This is a genomic window from Streptomyces sp. PCS3-D2 (assembly GCF_000612545.2).
Taxonomy (GTDB): domain Bacteria; phylum Actinomycetota; class Actinomycetes; order Streptomycetales; family Streptomycetaceae; genus Streptomyces.
In genome coordinates, this window is sequence record NZ_CP097800.1 from 351,942 (window position 1) to 365,518 (window position 13,577).

Here is a 13,577-nt window from a genome sequence, read left to right on the forward strand (position 1 = left end):
CGGATCGCGCGCCCGGCGACGGAGGCGACGGACAGACCCTAGGTACGCAGGGGGTTCGGCAGGGGGCGGTAGCGGGCGTCCGCCCCGTCGGCGCGGGTCCAGCGCAGCAGCAGGTTGGTCTTCGCGGGCAGCGCGGGGGCGGTGAGGAGCGCGGCGATTTCGGGAAGCCCGCGCTGTTCCTCGTAGCGCAGCAGTTCCTCCCGTACGGCCGGCCACAGGAGCGGTGAGACGTCCGGGTACCGGCCGGCGAGCACCCCCGCGATCTCCGCCAGGTTGTTGACCACCAGGCAGTACACCAGGCGTTGCCAGGCGTCCGCGCGCGACAGGTCCGGGAGGAGTTTGACTCCTTCGGCGTCCCGGAAGAGGGCCTGCACGGGCATGCCCGACGCGTCGACCGCGACCAGGGTGTTCTGCAGGTGCGCCTCCAGTACGACGCCGTGCCGGGCGAAGAGTTCGAGCACCGGCGGCACGACCTGGCGCAGGTAGGCCCGCCACCACGCCAGCGGGTCGCCGGCACCCGGCGGAGGGCTTCCGGGACCGCCCTCCGCCAGCGCTGCGGCCAGCAGCGGGGTGCCTCCGGGCACGGTGTGGGCGCGCAGGCCGTCGCGTACGAGGACCGCGAGCTCCTCGAAGGCGAAGGCGGCGGTGCGGTATCCGCGGTCGGCGAGCCAGGCGGCGTCCGAGCCGGCCTCTCGCAGTGCGGCGAACCCGGCCTCCACGGCCGCGTCGGTCCGGCGCAGCTTGAGCAGGTCGTGCCGCCAGAGCCGGCGCACGTCGTTGGTGATCCGCACGTCGAGGCTGAACTTCACGAACAGGTCCGCCGACGGATCCGGAACGTGGAGGGTCCGGATGGACGCGGTGGGCCAGGCCGGCCGCCGGCTCTCACCGAGCGACAGCAGCCGCCCGTCGGCGAACGCCTCGCGCACCGCGGGCCGGTCCCCCGCCAGGCGGAGCTGCCAGGGGTGGGCGGGCAGCAACCGGTAGCCGGCGGGAGGGCGCGGCCCGTCGAGGAGATCGGCGAGGGAGTCGATCGCACCGGTCGCGGCCGCGCCCCCCTCCTCCCAGCAGCTGTCCTCGCGCAGCCCCAGGAAGACCAGCGGGAAGCGGGCGTGCGCCTCGGGTGCGTACGGCAGCCAGCTCCCGGCCGGCGCCCCGCCGCGGGCCTTGGGGGCGGGGTGGTGCGGGTGGCCCATCACCAGGGACTGCTCCGAGAGCAGATACGGGTCGGCCGGGGGCTCCGCGCAGGCCCGGGCGGCGAGCAGCGCGGCGAGCGCGTCGCGGCTGTCGGTGATCTCGACCGGCAGTTCGTCGTTGGTGACGCCCGTGAATCGGCCGAGCTCGTCGGAGACGAGTTTGACCAGTTCGGTGTGGCGGAGCGGGTGCCAGCCGCTGGCCGTGCGCAGTTCGGGGCACACGGGGCGGCGGCCGCCGCGCACGCGGAGCAGCCGCCCGCTGCCCCGCAGCCGGTGGACGGCCGTGCCGGCGGGCCCGTCCGGCCCCGCGGGCTCGGCCGCCTCGCGGAGCAGGCAGTTCAGGAGCGGGGTGGCGGCGTAGGCGTCTGCGGCGGCGTTGAGGTCCACTGGTTCCATTCGGTCCATCCGGTGGGCAGGAGGTCCGCGGAGCGGTACCACCGGCCGTGATCGTCGGTATCCGCAATGATTACTTGATCATCCCGTGAAGCGACATTCGAAGCGAAACTCGAAGCGCCATTCCGAAGGCGGAGCCCAGCATGCCCTTTCCCTCCTCCGCGGCCGAAGAAGCCGTCGCCGCCGAACTGGCCGCCGTACGGCCCGCGCTCGTGCCCGCCTACGCCGCCTCGCTGGGCGGCGCCCGGGCGGCCGTGCTCACCCGGCTGTGGCGGGCCCTGGCCTTCGAGCCCCTGCCCTGGATCGCGGGCCGGAAGGGGGCGCCGGACGGGCTGACGCTGCTGCTGGCGGGGGGCGGCCGGCTGGAGGGTCCACCGCCGGACCCGTACGCGACGCGGCCCTACGTGGAGGAGCTGCTGCTGGACGGCACGGCCCACCACCGGGCCGGACAGCTCGTCCGAGCCCTCGGGATCCCGCACGGGGAGGACTTCGCTGCCGAGCTGGACGCCAGTACGGCCTCCCTGGCCCTCTCCCGGGCCGGGCAGCCGTCCGACGGGCAGGACCCTGTGCCGCAGAGCACCCGGGAGTGGGAGCAGCGGGTGGTCGACGGCCATCCCTACCATCCCAACTGCCGTTCCCGGCCCGGCTTCTCGGTCGCCGAGGAGCTGGCCTACGCACCCGAGCACCGGCCGGTGGTGGAGCTCGGCCTGGTCCCCGTGCGGGCCGAGGAGTGTCTGGTCACCGGCAACTGGCCGGAGCGGCTGCGGGAGGACGGGCGGATCCTGGTCCCGGTGCATCCGTGGCAGGCGGCGCACGTACTGGGGCGCGAGCGGGTGCGGTCCGGCTTCGCGGCCCATCCGCTGATGGCGCTGCGCACGCTGGCTCCCGCCGACGGCGGCGCGCACGTGAAGACCGCGCTGAGTGCCCGGCTGACCTCGTCCGTCCGGGACATCTCGGTGTACTCCATCGAGACGGCGGCGGCCGTGTCCGGCTTCGCGCAGGGGCTGGCCGAGCGGCTCGACGGGCGGCTGCACATCACCCGCACGCTGGGAGCGGCGACCGCGCACAGCCCCGACCTCGCGGCCGTGCTGCGCGAGCCGCCCGAGCTGTACGCGGACGCCGCCGCCGGTGAGCGCGTGCTGCCGGTGGCCGCCCTGGCCTGCTATCCGCCCGCCCGGTCGGCGGCGTGGCGGGCGCGGTTCGCCCGCCTCGCGCTGTCGGTGTGCCTGCGGGTGCTGGAACTGGGGGTGGCGCTGGAGGCCCACGGGCAGAACCTCCTGGTCGTCCTGTCCCCCACGGGCGCGCCCCTGCGGCTGGTCTACCGCGACCTCGCCGACATCCGGATCAGCCCGGCCCGGCTGCGGGCGCACGGACTGCCGGTGCCCCCGCTGTCGGGCAGGCTGGTGACGGACGACGTGGCCGTGCTGCGCCGCAAGCTCTTCGGGTCCCTGCTGACCGGGGCGCTCGGCGCCACGGCGGGCTCGGCCGGAGCCTTCGCCGAGGTGCTCGCGGAGGCGGCCGGCCTGCCGGCCACCTCCGACACCGAGGCCCTGCTCACGGGCCTGCTGCCCACCAAGGCCCTCACCTTCATGCGGCTGAGCCCGGACGTCCCGGGCGACCAGTGGGCGGAATTGCCCAATCCGCTGAGCGGAGGATGATCCGGGGCCCCGGGCGGGCTACTGTTCAGGGGCATGACAGCTTCCTCGTACTTGCACTCCGTACGGGCGTACTACGACGCCGTCGCCGTCGACCACGCGCGGCGACACCGCACGGAACTGGCCGGGAAGCCGCTGGACAGAGCCATGCTGGCCGCATTCGCCGCGTGCGTGCGCGGCGAGGACGGCGGGGCCGGCCGCGCGGTCGCCGACCTGGGCTGCGGTCCGGGGCGGGTGACGGCACATCTGGACGGCATCGGGGTGCGTGCCTTCGGCGTGGACCTGTCCCCGGCGATGGTGGCGGTGGCCCGCCGGACGTATCCGGGGCTGCGGTTCGAGGTGGGGTCGATGGCCGCGCTGGACATCGCCGACGGGGTGCTCGGCGGGGTCGTCGCCTGGTATTCCACGGTGCATACGCCGCCCACGGAACTGCCCTCGGTTTTCTCGGAGTTCGCGCGCGTGCTGGCGCCGGGCGGTCACGCCCTGATCGCCTTCGAGCCGGGCGACGAGCGGTCCCGGCCGCAACACACGGCCGGGGACCCCGTCGGCCTGGACGTGTACCGGATACCGCCGGACCGCATCGCCGCCCTGCTGTCCGGGGCCGGCCTAGCAGAGGTCGCCCGCCTCCTCCGCGAACCGACACCCTGCGAAACCTCCCCGCAGGCCTTCCTGCTGGCCCGCAAGGGACGGACGGGCGCGGAGCCGGCCGCCGCTTCCGCCCGGCACGCGGACCCGTCCGGGACCCCCGGACCACCCCCGGCCGCAGGCCTCGCCGGTCGGCGGCCGACGGCCCGCCGCCGGGGCTGACGCCCCTGCTCGCGCACCGCTGCCGGTCGGTCGAAACCGCGGCAACAGGACGCTTCGAGGCGGACCGGTGGTCACCTGTCCACCCGCCCGGCAGCCCGGCCGGTCCGGCCCTCGGCGATCGGCGGGGCGGCTCCGTACACTGCCCGGCATGGCATGCCGCATCAGTGAGCTGGTCCTGGACTGTACCGAGCCCGAGCGACTCGCCGAGTTCTGGGGCAAGGTCCTCGGTTACGTCGAGCTCGGCCGCGAGGACGACGGGAGTATCGAGATCGGGCCGCCCGGCACCGGGTTCGGCGGCCCGCAGCCCACGCTCGTCCTCAGCCCGAGCGACGATCCGCGGACCGGCAAGCTCCCGCTGCACATCGACGTCAACGCCACCGACCGGGACCCGGCCGCAGAGCTGGAACGGCTGCTCGCCCTCGGTGCCCGGCCCGTCGACATCGGCCAGGACGGCACGGAGAACTGGCACGTCCTGGCCGACCCCGAAGGCAACGAGTTCTGCCTGCTCCAGCGCCGCCTGCCGCCCCTCGGGCCACCGGCTCCCTGACGCCCCGCACCCCTCGGAACGCCGGCTCCCTGACGCCCTGCACCCCTCGGGCGCGACCGGGTGCCGACACGGTCCGCCGCCCCGGACCGATCCAGGCGCCGGGTCACCAGCACAGGGGCAACCGTGTCACGCCACGCATCAGGGTGCCCGGGAGCCAGTCGCGCGGTCCGGCCTCCGGGTCCTCGGCCAGGCCGGGGAAACGTTCCAGCAGCGAGCGGATCGCGATACGGCCCTCCAACCGGGCGAGCGGTGCGCCGAGGCAGTGGTGGATGCCGTGGCCGAAGGCCAGGTGACCCTGGCCGGTGCGCCGGATGTCGAACACCTCCGGTCCGGGCAGCCCCGGCGCGGTGAACCGCGCCGGATCTCGGTCGGCGGCGGCGAGGGCGACCATGACGGAGGATCCGGTCGGGATGGAGACGCCACCGAGCTCCAGATCGGTGTCGGCGAAGCGGTACGTGGCATGCTGCACCGGCCCGTCGTAGCGCAGCATCTCCTCCACCGCGCCGCCGATCAGCCCGTCCGGGTCGGCACGGAGCGCGGCGAGCTGCCCGGGATGTGCGAGCAGGGCCCGCACCCCGTTGCCGATCAGGTTGACGGTGGTCTCGTGGCCCGCGACCAACAGCAGGAAGGCCATTCCGATGAGCTCGTCCGGGGAGAGCTGATCGCCGTCCTCGTCGCGGGTCCGGATCAGGGCGCTGAGCAGGTCCTCGCCCGGCTCCTGGGCCTTGGCCGCCACGAGTTCGAAGAGGTAGGCGGTCATCTCCTCAAGGACGCGGGGGTCCGCGCCGGCGCCGTCGAGCGGGGCGACGATCTCGCCCGACCAGTAGCGGAAACGGGCGCGGTCCAGGTTGGGGACGCCCAGCAGCTCGCAGATGACGGTCATCGGCAGCGGTACGGCGAAGGAGGCGATCAGGTCGGCCCGGCGTCCGGGCAGGGCCTCCATCGCGTCCAGCAGCCCGTCGGTGATCTGTTGGACCCGGGGCCGCAGGGACTCGACCCGGCGGGCGGTGAACTCGCGGGCCACCAGACGCCGCAGCCGGGTGTGGTGCGGCGGGTCCGTGTCCAGCATGTTGGTGGCGACGGCGGGGACCTGCGTGACCTCGATCAGCTCGGATCCGAGCCAGTTCTTCGACAGGGCCGGGTGGTTCAGGGCCTCTCTGGCCTCTTCGTGGCCGACGACCAACCAGGCGCGTTCACCGCCCAGCACCAGCCGGTGGACGGGGCCGGCGGCGCGCAGGGCCTCGTAGAAGGGGTACGGGTCGGCGTTGAACTCTTCGGCGTGCGCTGTGAGGTCCACAAGACTCATGGGGGGCAGCCTACGGCGGCGGGTTCGCCGGGCGGGGGTCGGTTCGGGCGTTCACGCGAGCGCGATCCGGGCCGCGGGCCCGACGAGTGGAAACCGCCTCCGCGATGCGCCGTTCGGGGGTCAGCGCGGTGCGCGTGGGACCCGCCTGCACCGGGATCCGGGTGGACGGTGGCAGGAAGGAGGCATGAGCCTCCCTCGGCGCCGGGTCCTCGGCGGTGCGGCCGCGGCCGTCCTCGCCACCGTCGGCGCGGCGGCCGGGGGCCCCGACCTCGGCGCACTGGCCCGCGGGATCGACGGGCGGCTGGTGCTTCCGGGGGACCGCGACTACCCGGAGGCCCGGCGGCTGTTCCAGCCCCGCTACGACGCCGTCGCGCCGGCCGCGGTGGCCTATCCCGCGCACGCCGGGGACGTCGCCGTCTGCCTTGACTTCGCCCGGCGCTCGGCCGTGCCCGTGGTACCGCGCGGCGGCGGGCACAGCTACGCCGGCTGGTCCGCCCGAACCGGCGCCCTGCTCGTCGACACCGGAGCGATGGCCGCGGTGAGCGTCGAGGGGGACCGCGTACGGATCGGGGCGGGCGCCCGGCTCGGCGACGTGCACACCGCCCTCGCCGCGCGGGGGCGGGCCGTGCCGGCCGGGCTGTGCCCGTCCGTCGGCATCGCCGGGCTCACGCTCGGCGGTGGGCTCGGCCTGGCCTCCCGGGCGTACGGGACCACCGCGGACCGGCTGACCGGGGCGCGGGTGGTGACCGCCGACGGGACCGTCCGCGAGGTCGCGGCGGACCGGGATCCGGACCTGTTCTGGGCGCTGCGCGGCGGTGGCGGTGGCAACTTCGCCGTGGTGACCGAGTTCCGCTTCCGCACCCACCCGGCCGGCGACTGCGCCTTCGCGGAACTGCACTGGCCCGCCGCCGCTTCCGCGGACGTCCTGCGCGGCTGGCAGCGCTGGCTGGGCGGTCTGCCGGACCCGTTCTGGAGCCAGGTGGAGTTCACGGTCGAGGCAGGGTCCGGGTCCGCACCCGGACCAGGGCCGGCGTCCGGGCCGCGCGGCGACGCCGCGGTGGCGCCCTCCGTCCGGGTGGTGTGCCTCGACGGACGCCAGGAACTGGAACGTCAGTTGACGCGGCTGTCCGACCTGGTGGGCGCGGTGCCGCGGGACAGCTGGATCGTCGTACGCAGCCACGGGGACACCCTGCGGGCCATGTCCGGGTGCCTGGACCTGAGCGCTCCGGAGTGCCGGCTGCCCGGCATCCTGCCCGGTCGGGATCCCCGGGGGCGCCTCGGCAGGGACTCGTACGCCGCCCGCTCCGACTTCTGGGACGGCGCGGGTCTGCCGGACGCGGCGATCGGCGCGGTCCTGGACGCCGTCCGGCGATACGGGGCCGACGCTCCTCGCGGCGGGCTCGGCGTGGTCCAGCTCGACGGGGTCTGCGGCGGCGCCGTGAACCGGGTCGCGGTCGGCGACACCGCCTTCGCGCACCGCGACAGCGCCTTCCTCGCCCAGTACCTCGTCTACTGGCCGGAATCCGCTTCCGCCTCCGACACGGCCCGGCACGAGGCCTGGCTCGACGGGCTGTGGCAGGACCTCCGCCCGTGGGCGAGCGGCCGCGCCTACCAGAACTACATCGACCCGAAGCTCAGTGGCTGGCGCGAGGCCTACTACGGCTCGAACCTCGCCCGGCTGGAGGAGGTCCGGCGTACCCACGATCCGGACCGGCTCTTCCGTTTCCCCCAGGCCGTTTAGGGAGTGTCCGGCATGCGACGTACGTTGACGGTGACCGCGGCCGCGGCCGCCCTGCTGGTGTCCGCGGGGCCGCTGCCCGTGGCCGGGGCGGAGGTCGCCGCCGCGGTGGCCCCGGGCCGCTGGAGCGCGCACGACGCGGAGTCCTTCTGGACGCCCGAGCGGATGGCGGTGGCCCGCCCCCTGCCGCCCGTTGCGCCGGAGGCGGCCGTGGCACCGGGGCCCCCCGTCGTACCTCCGTCGCCCGCCCCACCCGGGGCACCCGCGCCGCCGCTTCCGGTCCCGCCGGTCCCACCGGCGGCCACCCCGGCGAAAACGCGGCCGGAGACGCCGCCGCCCTCCCCCACCGCGCCGGTCCCCCTCCCGGCACCCGCTCCCCCTCCCGCCGGACCGGCCCAGCCCCGGATCCCCGCCGCCGGCCCCGGTGTCGGGCAGGACTTCGGCGGGCTTCCGGTCGTCGGCCGGATGTTCCTCGTGAAGGGCGGCGGCTCCTACTTCTGCACCGCGAGCGTGGTCGCCTCCCCCGGCCGCAATCTGGTCATCAGCGCCGCGCACTGCCTGCTCGGGGCCGACACCCGGCAGGTGGCCTTCGTCCCGCGGTACACGCGGGCCACGCCGCGGCCCTTCGGCATGTTCCCGGTCGTGCGCACGGCGGCGGGGCGCTCCAAGATCTGGATCGACCAGCGCTACCGCACCCAGGGCGTCAACCGCGCGGCCGCGCTCGACGTGGCCTTCGCCCAGGTCGGGCCGGGTCCGAAGGGGCGGCGGGTGCAGGACGTGGTCGGCGGCAACCGACTGGTCACCGGTGCGGGCTTCACCCACGCGCGGGTCACGCTCATCGGGCACCCGTCCACCGCCGCCCGGCCGCGCCGGTGCGTGAACCGGACGACGAAGTACACCAGCACCGACGCCCGGATCCCGGGCTCGTTCCTGCGGATCGCCTGCACCGGCTACCCCGGCGGCACCAGCGGCGGCCCCTTCCTGCTGCGGCTGAACGACCGCACCGGAACCGGCGACGTGGTCGGCGTCATCGGCGGCTGGAAGACGGGCGGGAACACGCCCGACGTGTCATACAGCTCCTCCTTCGGCACGGACATCAGGAAGTTGTACGAGAAGGCGGTTGCCGGGGCGAAGGCGCGGTGAGGGCCCGTACCCACCGCGTCCGCCGCGGGTTGCCGACCGAACGCGGGGTCGCCGGCAGCCCGTCGCCGGTCAGCGGCTCGGCGGGCGCCAGGCCGAGCCGGCGGCGCAGGTCGGCCAAGGCCGCGTGGACGGGTGCCAGGACCACCTCGGCGCCCGGCGCGGCGGACGCGAGGGCGTACGCGGTGGTCTCGATCGCCTCGGCGGCGTCCTCGGCCGCGGTCCGGCTCCACCCGCCGGGCGCGCCGGGCCCCCAGGGCGCGACGCTGTCGTAGAGGTGGCAAGCGGCATCGGCCGCGGCGTCGGCCCGTTCCCCGACGCCCGGCGCCGCGATGGTCGGCAGTTCCATGCCGGATCAACGAGCCGGTCCCGCCCGGGGGTACGTGAACACCGGTGCCGTTCGTACCGCGGGCCGCTCAGAAGGCGAACGTCCGCAGCCAGAGGGGCAGCAGCACCAGCGACACGAGCGAGGTCTTGATCACGACCGAGGCGGAGAGGTCGACGCCCACGCCGTAGCGCTGGGCGAAGATGAACAGGTTCTGCTGGGTCGGCATCGCGGCGATCAGAACCAGGTACGCCAGCCAGTCGCCCCGCACACCGAAGACCGGCCCGCAGACCGTCCACGTCAGCAGGGGGAACGCCAGGCACTTGAAGCCGATCAGGGCCAGTTCCTCGCGCGCTGTGCCCCGCAGGCGGAGGCCGACCCCGCCGAGGTGCAGACCGAGGGCGAACAGGGCCACCGGCGAGGCGCTGTTGCCGACGAAGGCGGCTCCGTCGAGCAGCACGGCCGGAACCCGCACCGACAACAGGTTGAGCAGGATGCCCGTGTTGCAGGCGAGGACCAGCGGGGTGGTGAGCGAGGTGCCGGCGGCCCGGTACAGCCGCCGGCCCGGTCCGGCCCCGTCGGGGGCGGACCGGCCCAGCTCCATAAGGGCGATGACGACCAGGGACAGGACGCAGACCTGGAAGAGCAGGATCGGGAAGATCGGCGCGGCCGTCCCGAAGACGGTGATGAACACGGGGACGGCGAAGTAGGCCGTGTTCACCTGGACTGCGGCCATCACGCGCAAGGCCACATCGCGGGGCTCCCGCAGCCCCCGGGCGACCACCGCCAGCGCGACGGCCGCCGCGGCGATCGTCGCGGCCGCGGCGTAGCCGCCGATCGACCGCCGGTCGAACAGGGTGGCGAGGTCGCTCGTGTAGATGTTGCCGAAGAGATAGCACGGCACCGCGAAGAGGAAGGCGTAGTCGGAGAAGACCTTGGACGCCGCTGCCGGAACGGCCCTGCGGCGCGCGAGGAGGACTCCGCCGCCGAAGGCCAGCAGCACCGGCACCAGTTTCTCCAGCGCGGCCGCCCCGCCCATGCCAACATCTCCCCCATGATCGGCTCGGGTGCAGCGTACCCCGGCGCCCTCGCGGGCCCGGCGGATCATAGGCTGGTGCGATCATGAGCGACAGAGCCCGCGAACGGACCGGAAGCCACCCCCCGGCAGGGGCGCCCGCCCGCACCGCCGACCCGTGGGGGCCCGGCGCCCGGACCCGAATCAGCGAGGCCCTGCGCGCCGGCGCCGCTCCGACCCCGCCGCTGTTCGCACGGGCTCCCAAGGCCTGGCAGCGCGCGCTCCCCTACCTCGTGACCGGGGTCTTCGTGGTCGCGCTGCTGCCGACGACCATATCGGTGCTCACCAACGACTACGGCATGGACGGGGGTTGGGCGGGCGCGTTCGCAGTGGCGCAGACGGTGCCGCTGCTCCTCGCGGTGACCCGGGCGCTGCCCGCCTGGCTGCTCGTCCTGGTGGCGGACACCGCCGGTGCGGTCCCGCTGGCCCTGGCCGACGAGGTGGCCGGACACCCCTGGCCGTGGACGCCGATGGCCATCGTCGGCTACCTCGTGCTGATGGCCTGCCTGGGGCTGCGCGAGTCCGTCCGGACCCTGGTCGGGGTGTGGCTGGCGACGGGCGTCGTCGGTGCCGTGCTGGGCTTCTTCCAGCCCCGGCACACCATGAACAGCGCAGCGCTGCTCTTCGTGCTCGCCGGTGTCGTGCTGGCGCTGACGGGCGCCCTGCGCGGGCTGGGCGACGCGCGCCGGCGGATCGCCGAGCAGGAGGTCATCAGCGAGGCCGAACGGTCCCGGCGCACCCTGCTGGAAGAACGCGCGCGGATCGCACGCGAGTTGCACGACGTCGTGGCCCACCACATGTCGGTGATCACTGTGCAGGCCGATTCGGCGCCCTACCGGCTGCCGGGCATGCCGGAACCGGTGCAGCAGGAGTTCGCCGCGATCGCGGCCGGCGCGCGGGAATCGCTCGCGGAGATGCGCCGGCTGCTGAGCGTCCTGCGGGCCCCCGACGGGGCGGGTCCCGCGGACGGCCCCGGTGGAGGCGACGGCGCCGCCGCCGGCGAGCGGGCTCCGCAGCCGGGGATCGGCCGGCTCCAGCAGCTGGTGGAGGCCACCGTACGGGCGGGCCAGCCGGTGGAACTGTCGCTGGCGGCCGGCGCGGCGCAGGCGGCCCCGCCCGCGGCGGACCTGTCGGCGTACCGGATCGTGCAGGAGGCACTCGCCAACGTGGTGCGCCACGCGCCGGGCGCACCGACCCGGGTCTCGGTCACGGCCGACGAGGACGAGGTGCTGGTGCTCGTCGTCAACGGGCCGGCGGACCGGGAGGCGCTGGTGGAGCCGCGGGGTCCGGGCACGGGGCACGGTCTGGTGGGGATGCGGGAGCGCGTACGGTTGACCGGGGGGACGCTGGACACCGGGCCACTGCCCGACGGGGGCTTCCGGGTCGCCGCGCGCCTGCCGGTGCGCGGCGGTGACGGGACCGCCGCAGGGTGCGAAGCGAACGAGACGTACGAGGAGCGCAGTTGACCATCCGCGTGGTCATCGTCGACGACCAGGCCATGGTGCGGGCGGGATTTGCCGCGCTGCTGTCCGCGCAGGCCGACATCGACGTGGTGGGCGAGGCCCCGGACGGCCGGCAGGGGGTGCAGGTGTCCCGCTCCACGCATCCCGACGTGGTGTTGATGGACGTACGGATGCCGGAGATGGACGGACTGACGGCGGCCAGGGAGATCCTCGAACCGCCGCCCGGGGTGGTGCACCGGCCGCGGGTGCTGATGCTGACCACCTTCGACATCGACGACTACGTGTACGAGGCACTGCGCGCCGGGGCCTCGGGCTTCCTGCTGAAGGACGCCCCGCCGGCCGATCTGATCGCGGCGGTACGCGTCGTGGCGTCGGGCGAGGCACTTCTGGCGCCCTCGGTGACCCGGCGGCTGATCGCGGACTTCGTCCGGCAGCGGCCCGCGCCGCGCAGGGACCCGGCGCTACGGCTCAACGGTCTGACCCCGCGCGAGACCGAGGTGCTGGAGCTGATCGCGCGGGGGCTGTCGAACCAGGAGATCGCCGGTCACCTGGTCCTGGCGGAGCAGACGGTGAAGACGCACATCGGGCGGGTGCTGGCCAAGCTCGACCTGCGGGACCGGGCCCAGGCGGTGATCTTCGCCTACGAGGCGGGCCTGGTGCGGCCGGGCGGCTCGGCCTGAGCCGACGGGCAGCCCGGCGCGCGGAGCGGACGGGACGTCCGCCGGGCATCGGCCCGCGGCGGGTCCGCGCGAGGCCGCGTCCTCCTCCACCCCCTACCGGGGTATGACATCCGGCTTGGCTCCACGGTCGGACGTGCCCGCAGGCTCCGTCTTCCTACCTTCCCCCTCGTCACGAGGAGAGGAGAAGGGGCATGCGCCGCTTGGGAAGGGCACTGGTCACGGCCGCGCTGGCAGTGGCCGGGGCCGGGGGGACGGCCGGTTGGGCCTCGGGCGACAGCCAGTCGGCGGTCACCGGGCCGCCGCCGGGCAGCGCCGCCTGGCGTGCCGACACGGCCTACGGCCGGGCGCTGCCCGATCCGGCGACGGCGACGCCGCACGAGGTGGCCCGGTTCTTCGCAGGGCTCGACGCGGCGGCGCGCACGGCGCTGGTACGGTCCCATCCGCTGGTGGTCGGCAATCTCGACGGGGCTCCGGTGCCCCTGCGGTACGAGGCCAACCGCATCGCCGCGGCCGCCACGGGTGATGCGCGGTACGCGTCCCTGGCCGCGCCCGACCGGCAGATCCTGGCCTTCGACCCGCGCGGCCGGGGGCAGGTCGCCGAGGTCTTCGGAGATCTGGAACACGCCGCGCACGTGTCGGTGATCGTGCCCGGCAACGACAACGACGCCGCTTCCTACGACGCCCGGCGCGCGCCGCACACCGGCCCGGCCGCAATGGCCCGGGCGCTGCGCGCGGCGACCGAGGGGGCCGCGCCCGGCGGTTCGGTGGCCGTCGTCGCGTGGACGGGGTACACCACTCCGGTCGGCGTCGGCCTCGACGCCGCCGGCGGACGGCTGGCCGCGGCCGGGGCGATCCGCCTGACCCGCTTCACCGCGGGGCTCGACGCGGTCGGCGCACCCGACCCGGTGCTGTTCTGCCACAGCTACGGCTCGGTGGTCTGCGGACTGGCAGCCCGGCACACCGACGCGACCGACCTCGTCGCCTTCGGTTCTCCGGGCATGCGGGCGGACACCGCGGACGCCCTGCACACCGGCGCCCGTGTCTGGGCGGCCCGGGGGCCCTCGGACTGGATCGCGGATGTTCCGAACGTCAGCCTCGCCGGGATCGGCCACGGCGCGGACCCGACCTCCGCGGCCTTCGGCGCGCGCCGGGTACCCGCGGCCGATGTGCGGGGCCACGCGGGCTACTTCGCGCCCGGCACGCAGTCCCTCGCGGCGTTCGCGGCGATCGCCAAGGGGGAGGCCCGATGAGAGCC

General features: G+C 75.2%; 12 protein-coding genes. 8 read left to right on the forward strand and 4 right to left on the reverse strand.

Annotation, left to right across the window (positions count from 1 at the left end; all coding sequences use genetic code 11):
• Window positions 1-38: 38 nt before the first annotated feature.
• Window positions 39-1,598 (reverse strand): IucA/IucC family protein, encoded by a 1,560-nt coding sequence (locus AW27_RS01305; protein ID WP_037917301.1) that lies wholly within the window; start codon window positions 1,596-1,598, stop codon window positions 39-41.
• A gap of 131 nt (window positions 1,599-1,729) precedes the next feature.
• Here AW27_RS01305 and AW27_RS01310 point away from each other — a divergent pair, with 131 nt between their 5' ends.
• The 3 genes from AW27_RS01310 to AW27_RS01320 all read left to right on the forward strand — a co-directional run bounded on the left by AW27_RS01310 (window position 1,730) and on the right by AW27_RS01320 (window position 4,595).
• Complete coding sequence (locus AW27_RS01310; RefSeq protein WP_037917299.1) at window positions 1,730-3,244, forward strand: IucA/IucC family protein; 1,515 nt, start codon at window positions 1,730-1,732, stop codon at window positions 3,242-3,244.
• A 33-nt stretch (window positions 3,245-3,277) separates the two neighbouring features.
• Window positions 3,278-4,048 (forward strand): class I SAM-dependent DNA methyltransferase, encoded by a 771-nt coding sequence (locus AW27_RS01315; RefSeq protein WP_078555954.1) that lies wholly within the window; start codon window positions 3,278-3,280, stop codon window positions 4,046-4,048.
• Window positions 4,049-4,196: 148 nt separating this feature from the next.
• Window positions 4,197-4,595 (forward strand): VOC family protein, encoded by a 399-nt coding sequence (locus AW27_RS01320; RefSeq protein ID WP_037917297.1) that lies wholly within the window; start codon window positions 4,197-4,199, stop codon window positions 4,593-4,595.
• 103 nt (window positions 4,596-4,698) lie between these two features.
• On the opposite strand, the gene AW27_RS01325 is transcribed toward AW27_RS01320, so the two are convergent.
• A complete protein-coding gene (locus AW27_RS01325; RefSeq protein ID WP_037917295.1) occupies window positions 4,699-5,901 on the reverse strand; it encodes a cytochrome P450 family protein in 1,203 nt (400 codons plus the stop codon).
• 184 nt (window positions 5,902-6,085) lie between these two features.
• On the opposite strand from AW27_RS01325, the gene AW27_RS01330 reads away from it, so the two are divergent.
• Both AW27_RS01330 and AW27_RS01335 read left to right on the forward strand, forming a co-directional pair.
• Window positions 6,086-7,642 (forward strand): FAD-binding oxidoreductase, encoded by a 1,557-nt coding sequence (locus AW27_RS01330; RefSeq protein ID WP_052030147.1) that lies wholly within the window; start codon window positions 6,086-6,088, stop codon window positions 7,640-7,642.
• A 12-nt stretch (window positions 7,643-7,654) separates the two neighbouring features.
• Window positions 7,655-8,782 carry a S1 family serine peptidase gene (locus tag AW27_RS01335; protein WP_157840180.1) on the forward strand — a complete coding sequence of 376 codons (1,128 nt, stop codon included), beginning with the start codon at window positions 7,655-7,657 and terminating at the stop codon, window positions 8,780-8,782.
• Here the strand turns inward: AW27_RS01335 and AW27_RS01340 are convergent.
• Complete coding sequence (locus tag AW27_RS01340; RefSeq protein ID WP_052030145.1) at window positions 8,736-9,128, reverse strand: hypothetical protein; 393 nt, start codon at window positions 9,126-9,128, stop codon at window positions 8,736-8,738. The genes AW27_RS01335 and AW27_RS01340 overlap by 47 nt on opposite strands.
• Before the next feature lie 67 nt (window positions 9,129-9,195).
• A complete protein-coding gene (locus AW27_RS01345) occupies window positions 9,196-10,143 on the reverse strand; it encodes an AEC family transporter (RefSeq protein ID WP_037917293.1) in 948 nt (315 codons plus the stop codon).
• Between the two features lie 83 nt (window positions 10,144-10,226).
• Here AW27_RS01345 and AW27_RS01350 point away from each other — a divergent pair, with 83 nt between their 5' ends.
• The 3 genes from AW27_RS01350 (at window position 10,227) to AW27_RS01360 (ending at window position 13,572) form a co-directional block, all read left to right on the forward strand.
• A complete protein-coding gene (locus AW27_RS01350; protein WP_063890549.1) occupies window positions 10,227-11,645 on the forward strand; it encodes a sensor histidine kinase in 1,419 nt (472 codons plus the stop codon).
• Window positions 11,642-12,322, forward strand: a complete 681-nt coding sequence (locus tag AW27_RS01355; RefSeq protein ID WP_037917291.1) for a response regulator — start codon at window positions 11,642-11,644, stop codon at window positions 12,320-12,322. Before AW27_RS01350 ends, AW27_RS01355 begins: the two co-directional genes overlap by 4 nt.
• Before the next feature lie 191 nt (window positions 12,323-12,513).
• The gene (locus tag AW27_RS01360) at window positions 12,514-13,572 is read left to right on the forward strand and encodes an alpha/beta hydrolase (RefSeq protein ID WP_037917289.1); all 1,059 of its coding nucleotides are present in this window, start codon (window positions 12,514-12,516) and stop codon (window positions 13,570-13,572) included.
• The last annotated feature ends 5 nt before the right edge of the window (window positions 13,573-13,577 follow it).

Coding starts and splice junctions, on each gene's coding strand:
- AW27_RS01320 (WP_037917297.1), top strand. CDS start 4,197: ATGGCATGCCGCATCAGTGAGCTGGTCCTGGACTGTACCGAGCCCGAG.
- AW27_RS01350 (WP_063890549.1), top strand. CDS start 10,227: ATGAGCGACAGAGCCCGCGAACGGACCGGAAGCCACCCCCCGGCAGGG.
- AW27_RS01330 (WP_052030147.1), top strand. CDS start 6,086: ATGAGCCTCCCTCGGCGCCGGGTCCTCGGCGGTGCGGCCGCGGCCGTC.
- AW27_RS01315 (WP_078555954.1), top strand. CDS start 3,278: ATGACAGCTTCCTCGTACTTGCACTCCGTACGGGCGTACTACGACGCC.
- AW27_RS01325 (WP_037917295.1), bottom strand. CDS start 5,901: ATGAGTCTTGTGGACCTCACAGCGCACGCCGAAGAGTTCAACGCCGAC.
- AW27_RS01360 (WP_037917289.1), top strand. CDS start 12,514: ATGCGCCGCTTGGGAAGGGCACTGGTCACGGCCGCGCTGGCAGTGGCC.
- AW27_RS01335 (WP_157840180.1), top strand. CDS start 7,655: ATGCGACGTACGTTGACGGTGACCGCGGCCGCGGCCGCCCTGCTGGTG.
- AW27_RS01305 (WP_037917301.1), bottom strand. CDS start 1,598: ATGGACCGAATGGAACCAGTGGACCTCAACGCCGCCGCAGACGCCTAC.
- AW27_RS01340 (WP_052030145.1), bottom strand. CDS start 9,128: ATGGAACTGCCGACCATCGCGGCGCCGGGCGTCGGGGAACGGGCCGAC.
- AW27_RS01310 (WP_037917299.1), top strand. CDS start 1,730: ATGCCCTTTCCCTCCTCCGCGGCCGAAGAAGCCGTCGCCGCCGAACTG.
- AW27_RS01345 (WP_037917293.1), bottom strand. CDS start 10,143: ATGGGCGGGGCGGCCGCGCTGGAGAAACTGGTGCCGGTGCTGCTGGCC.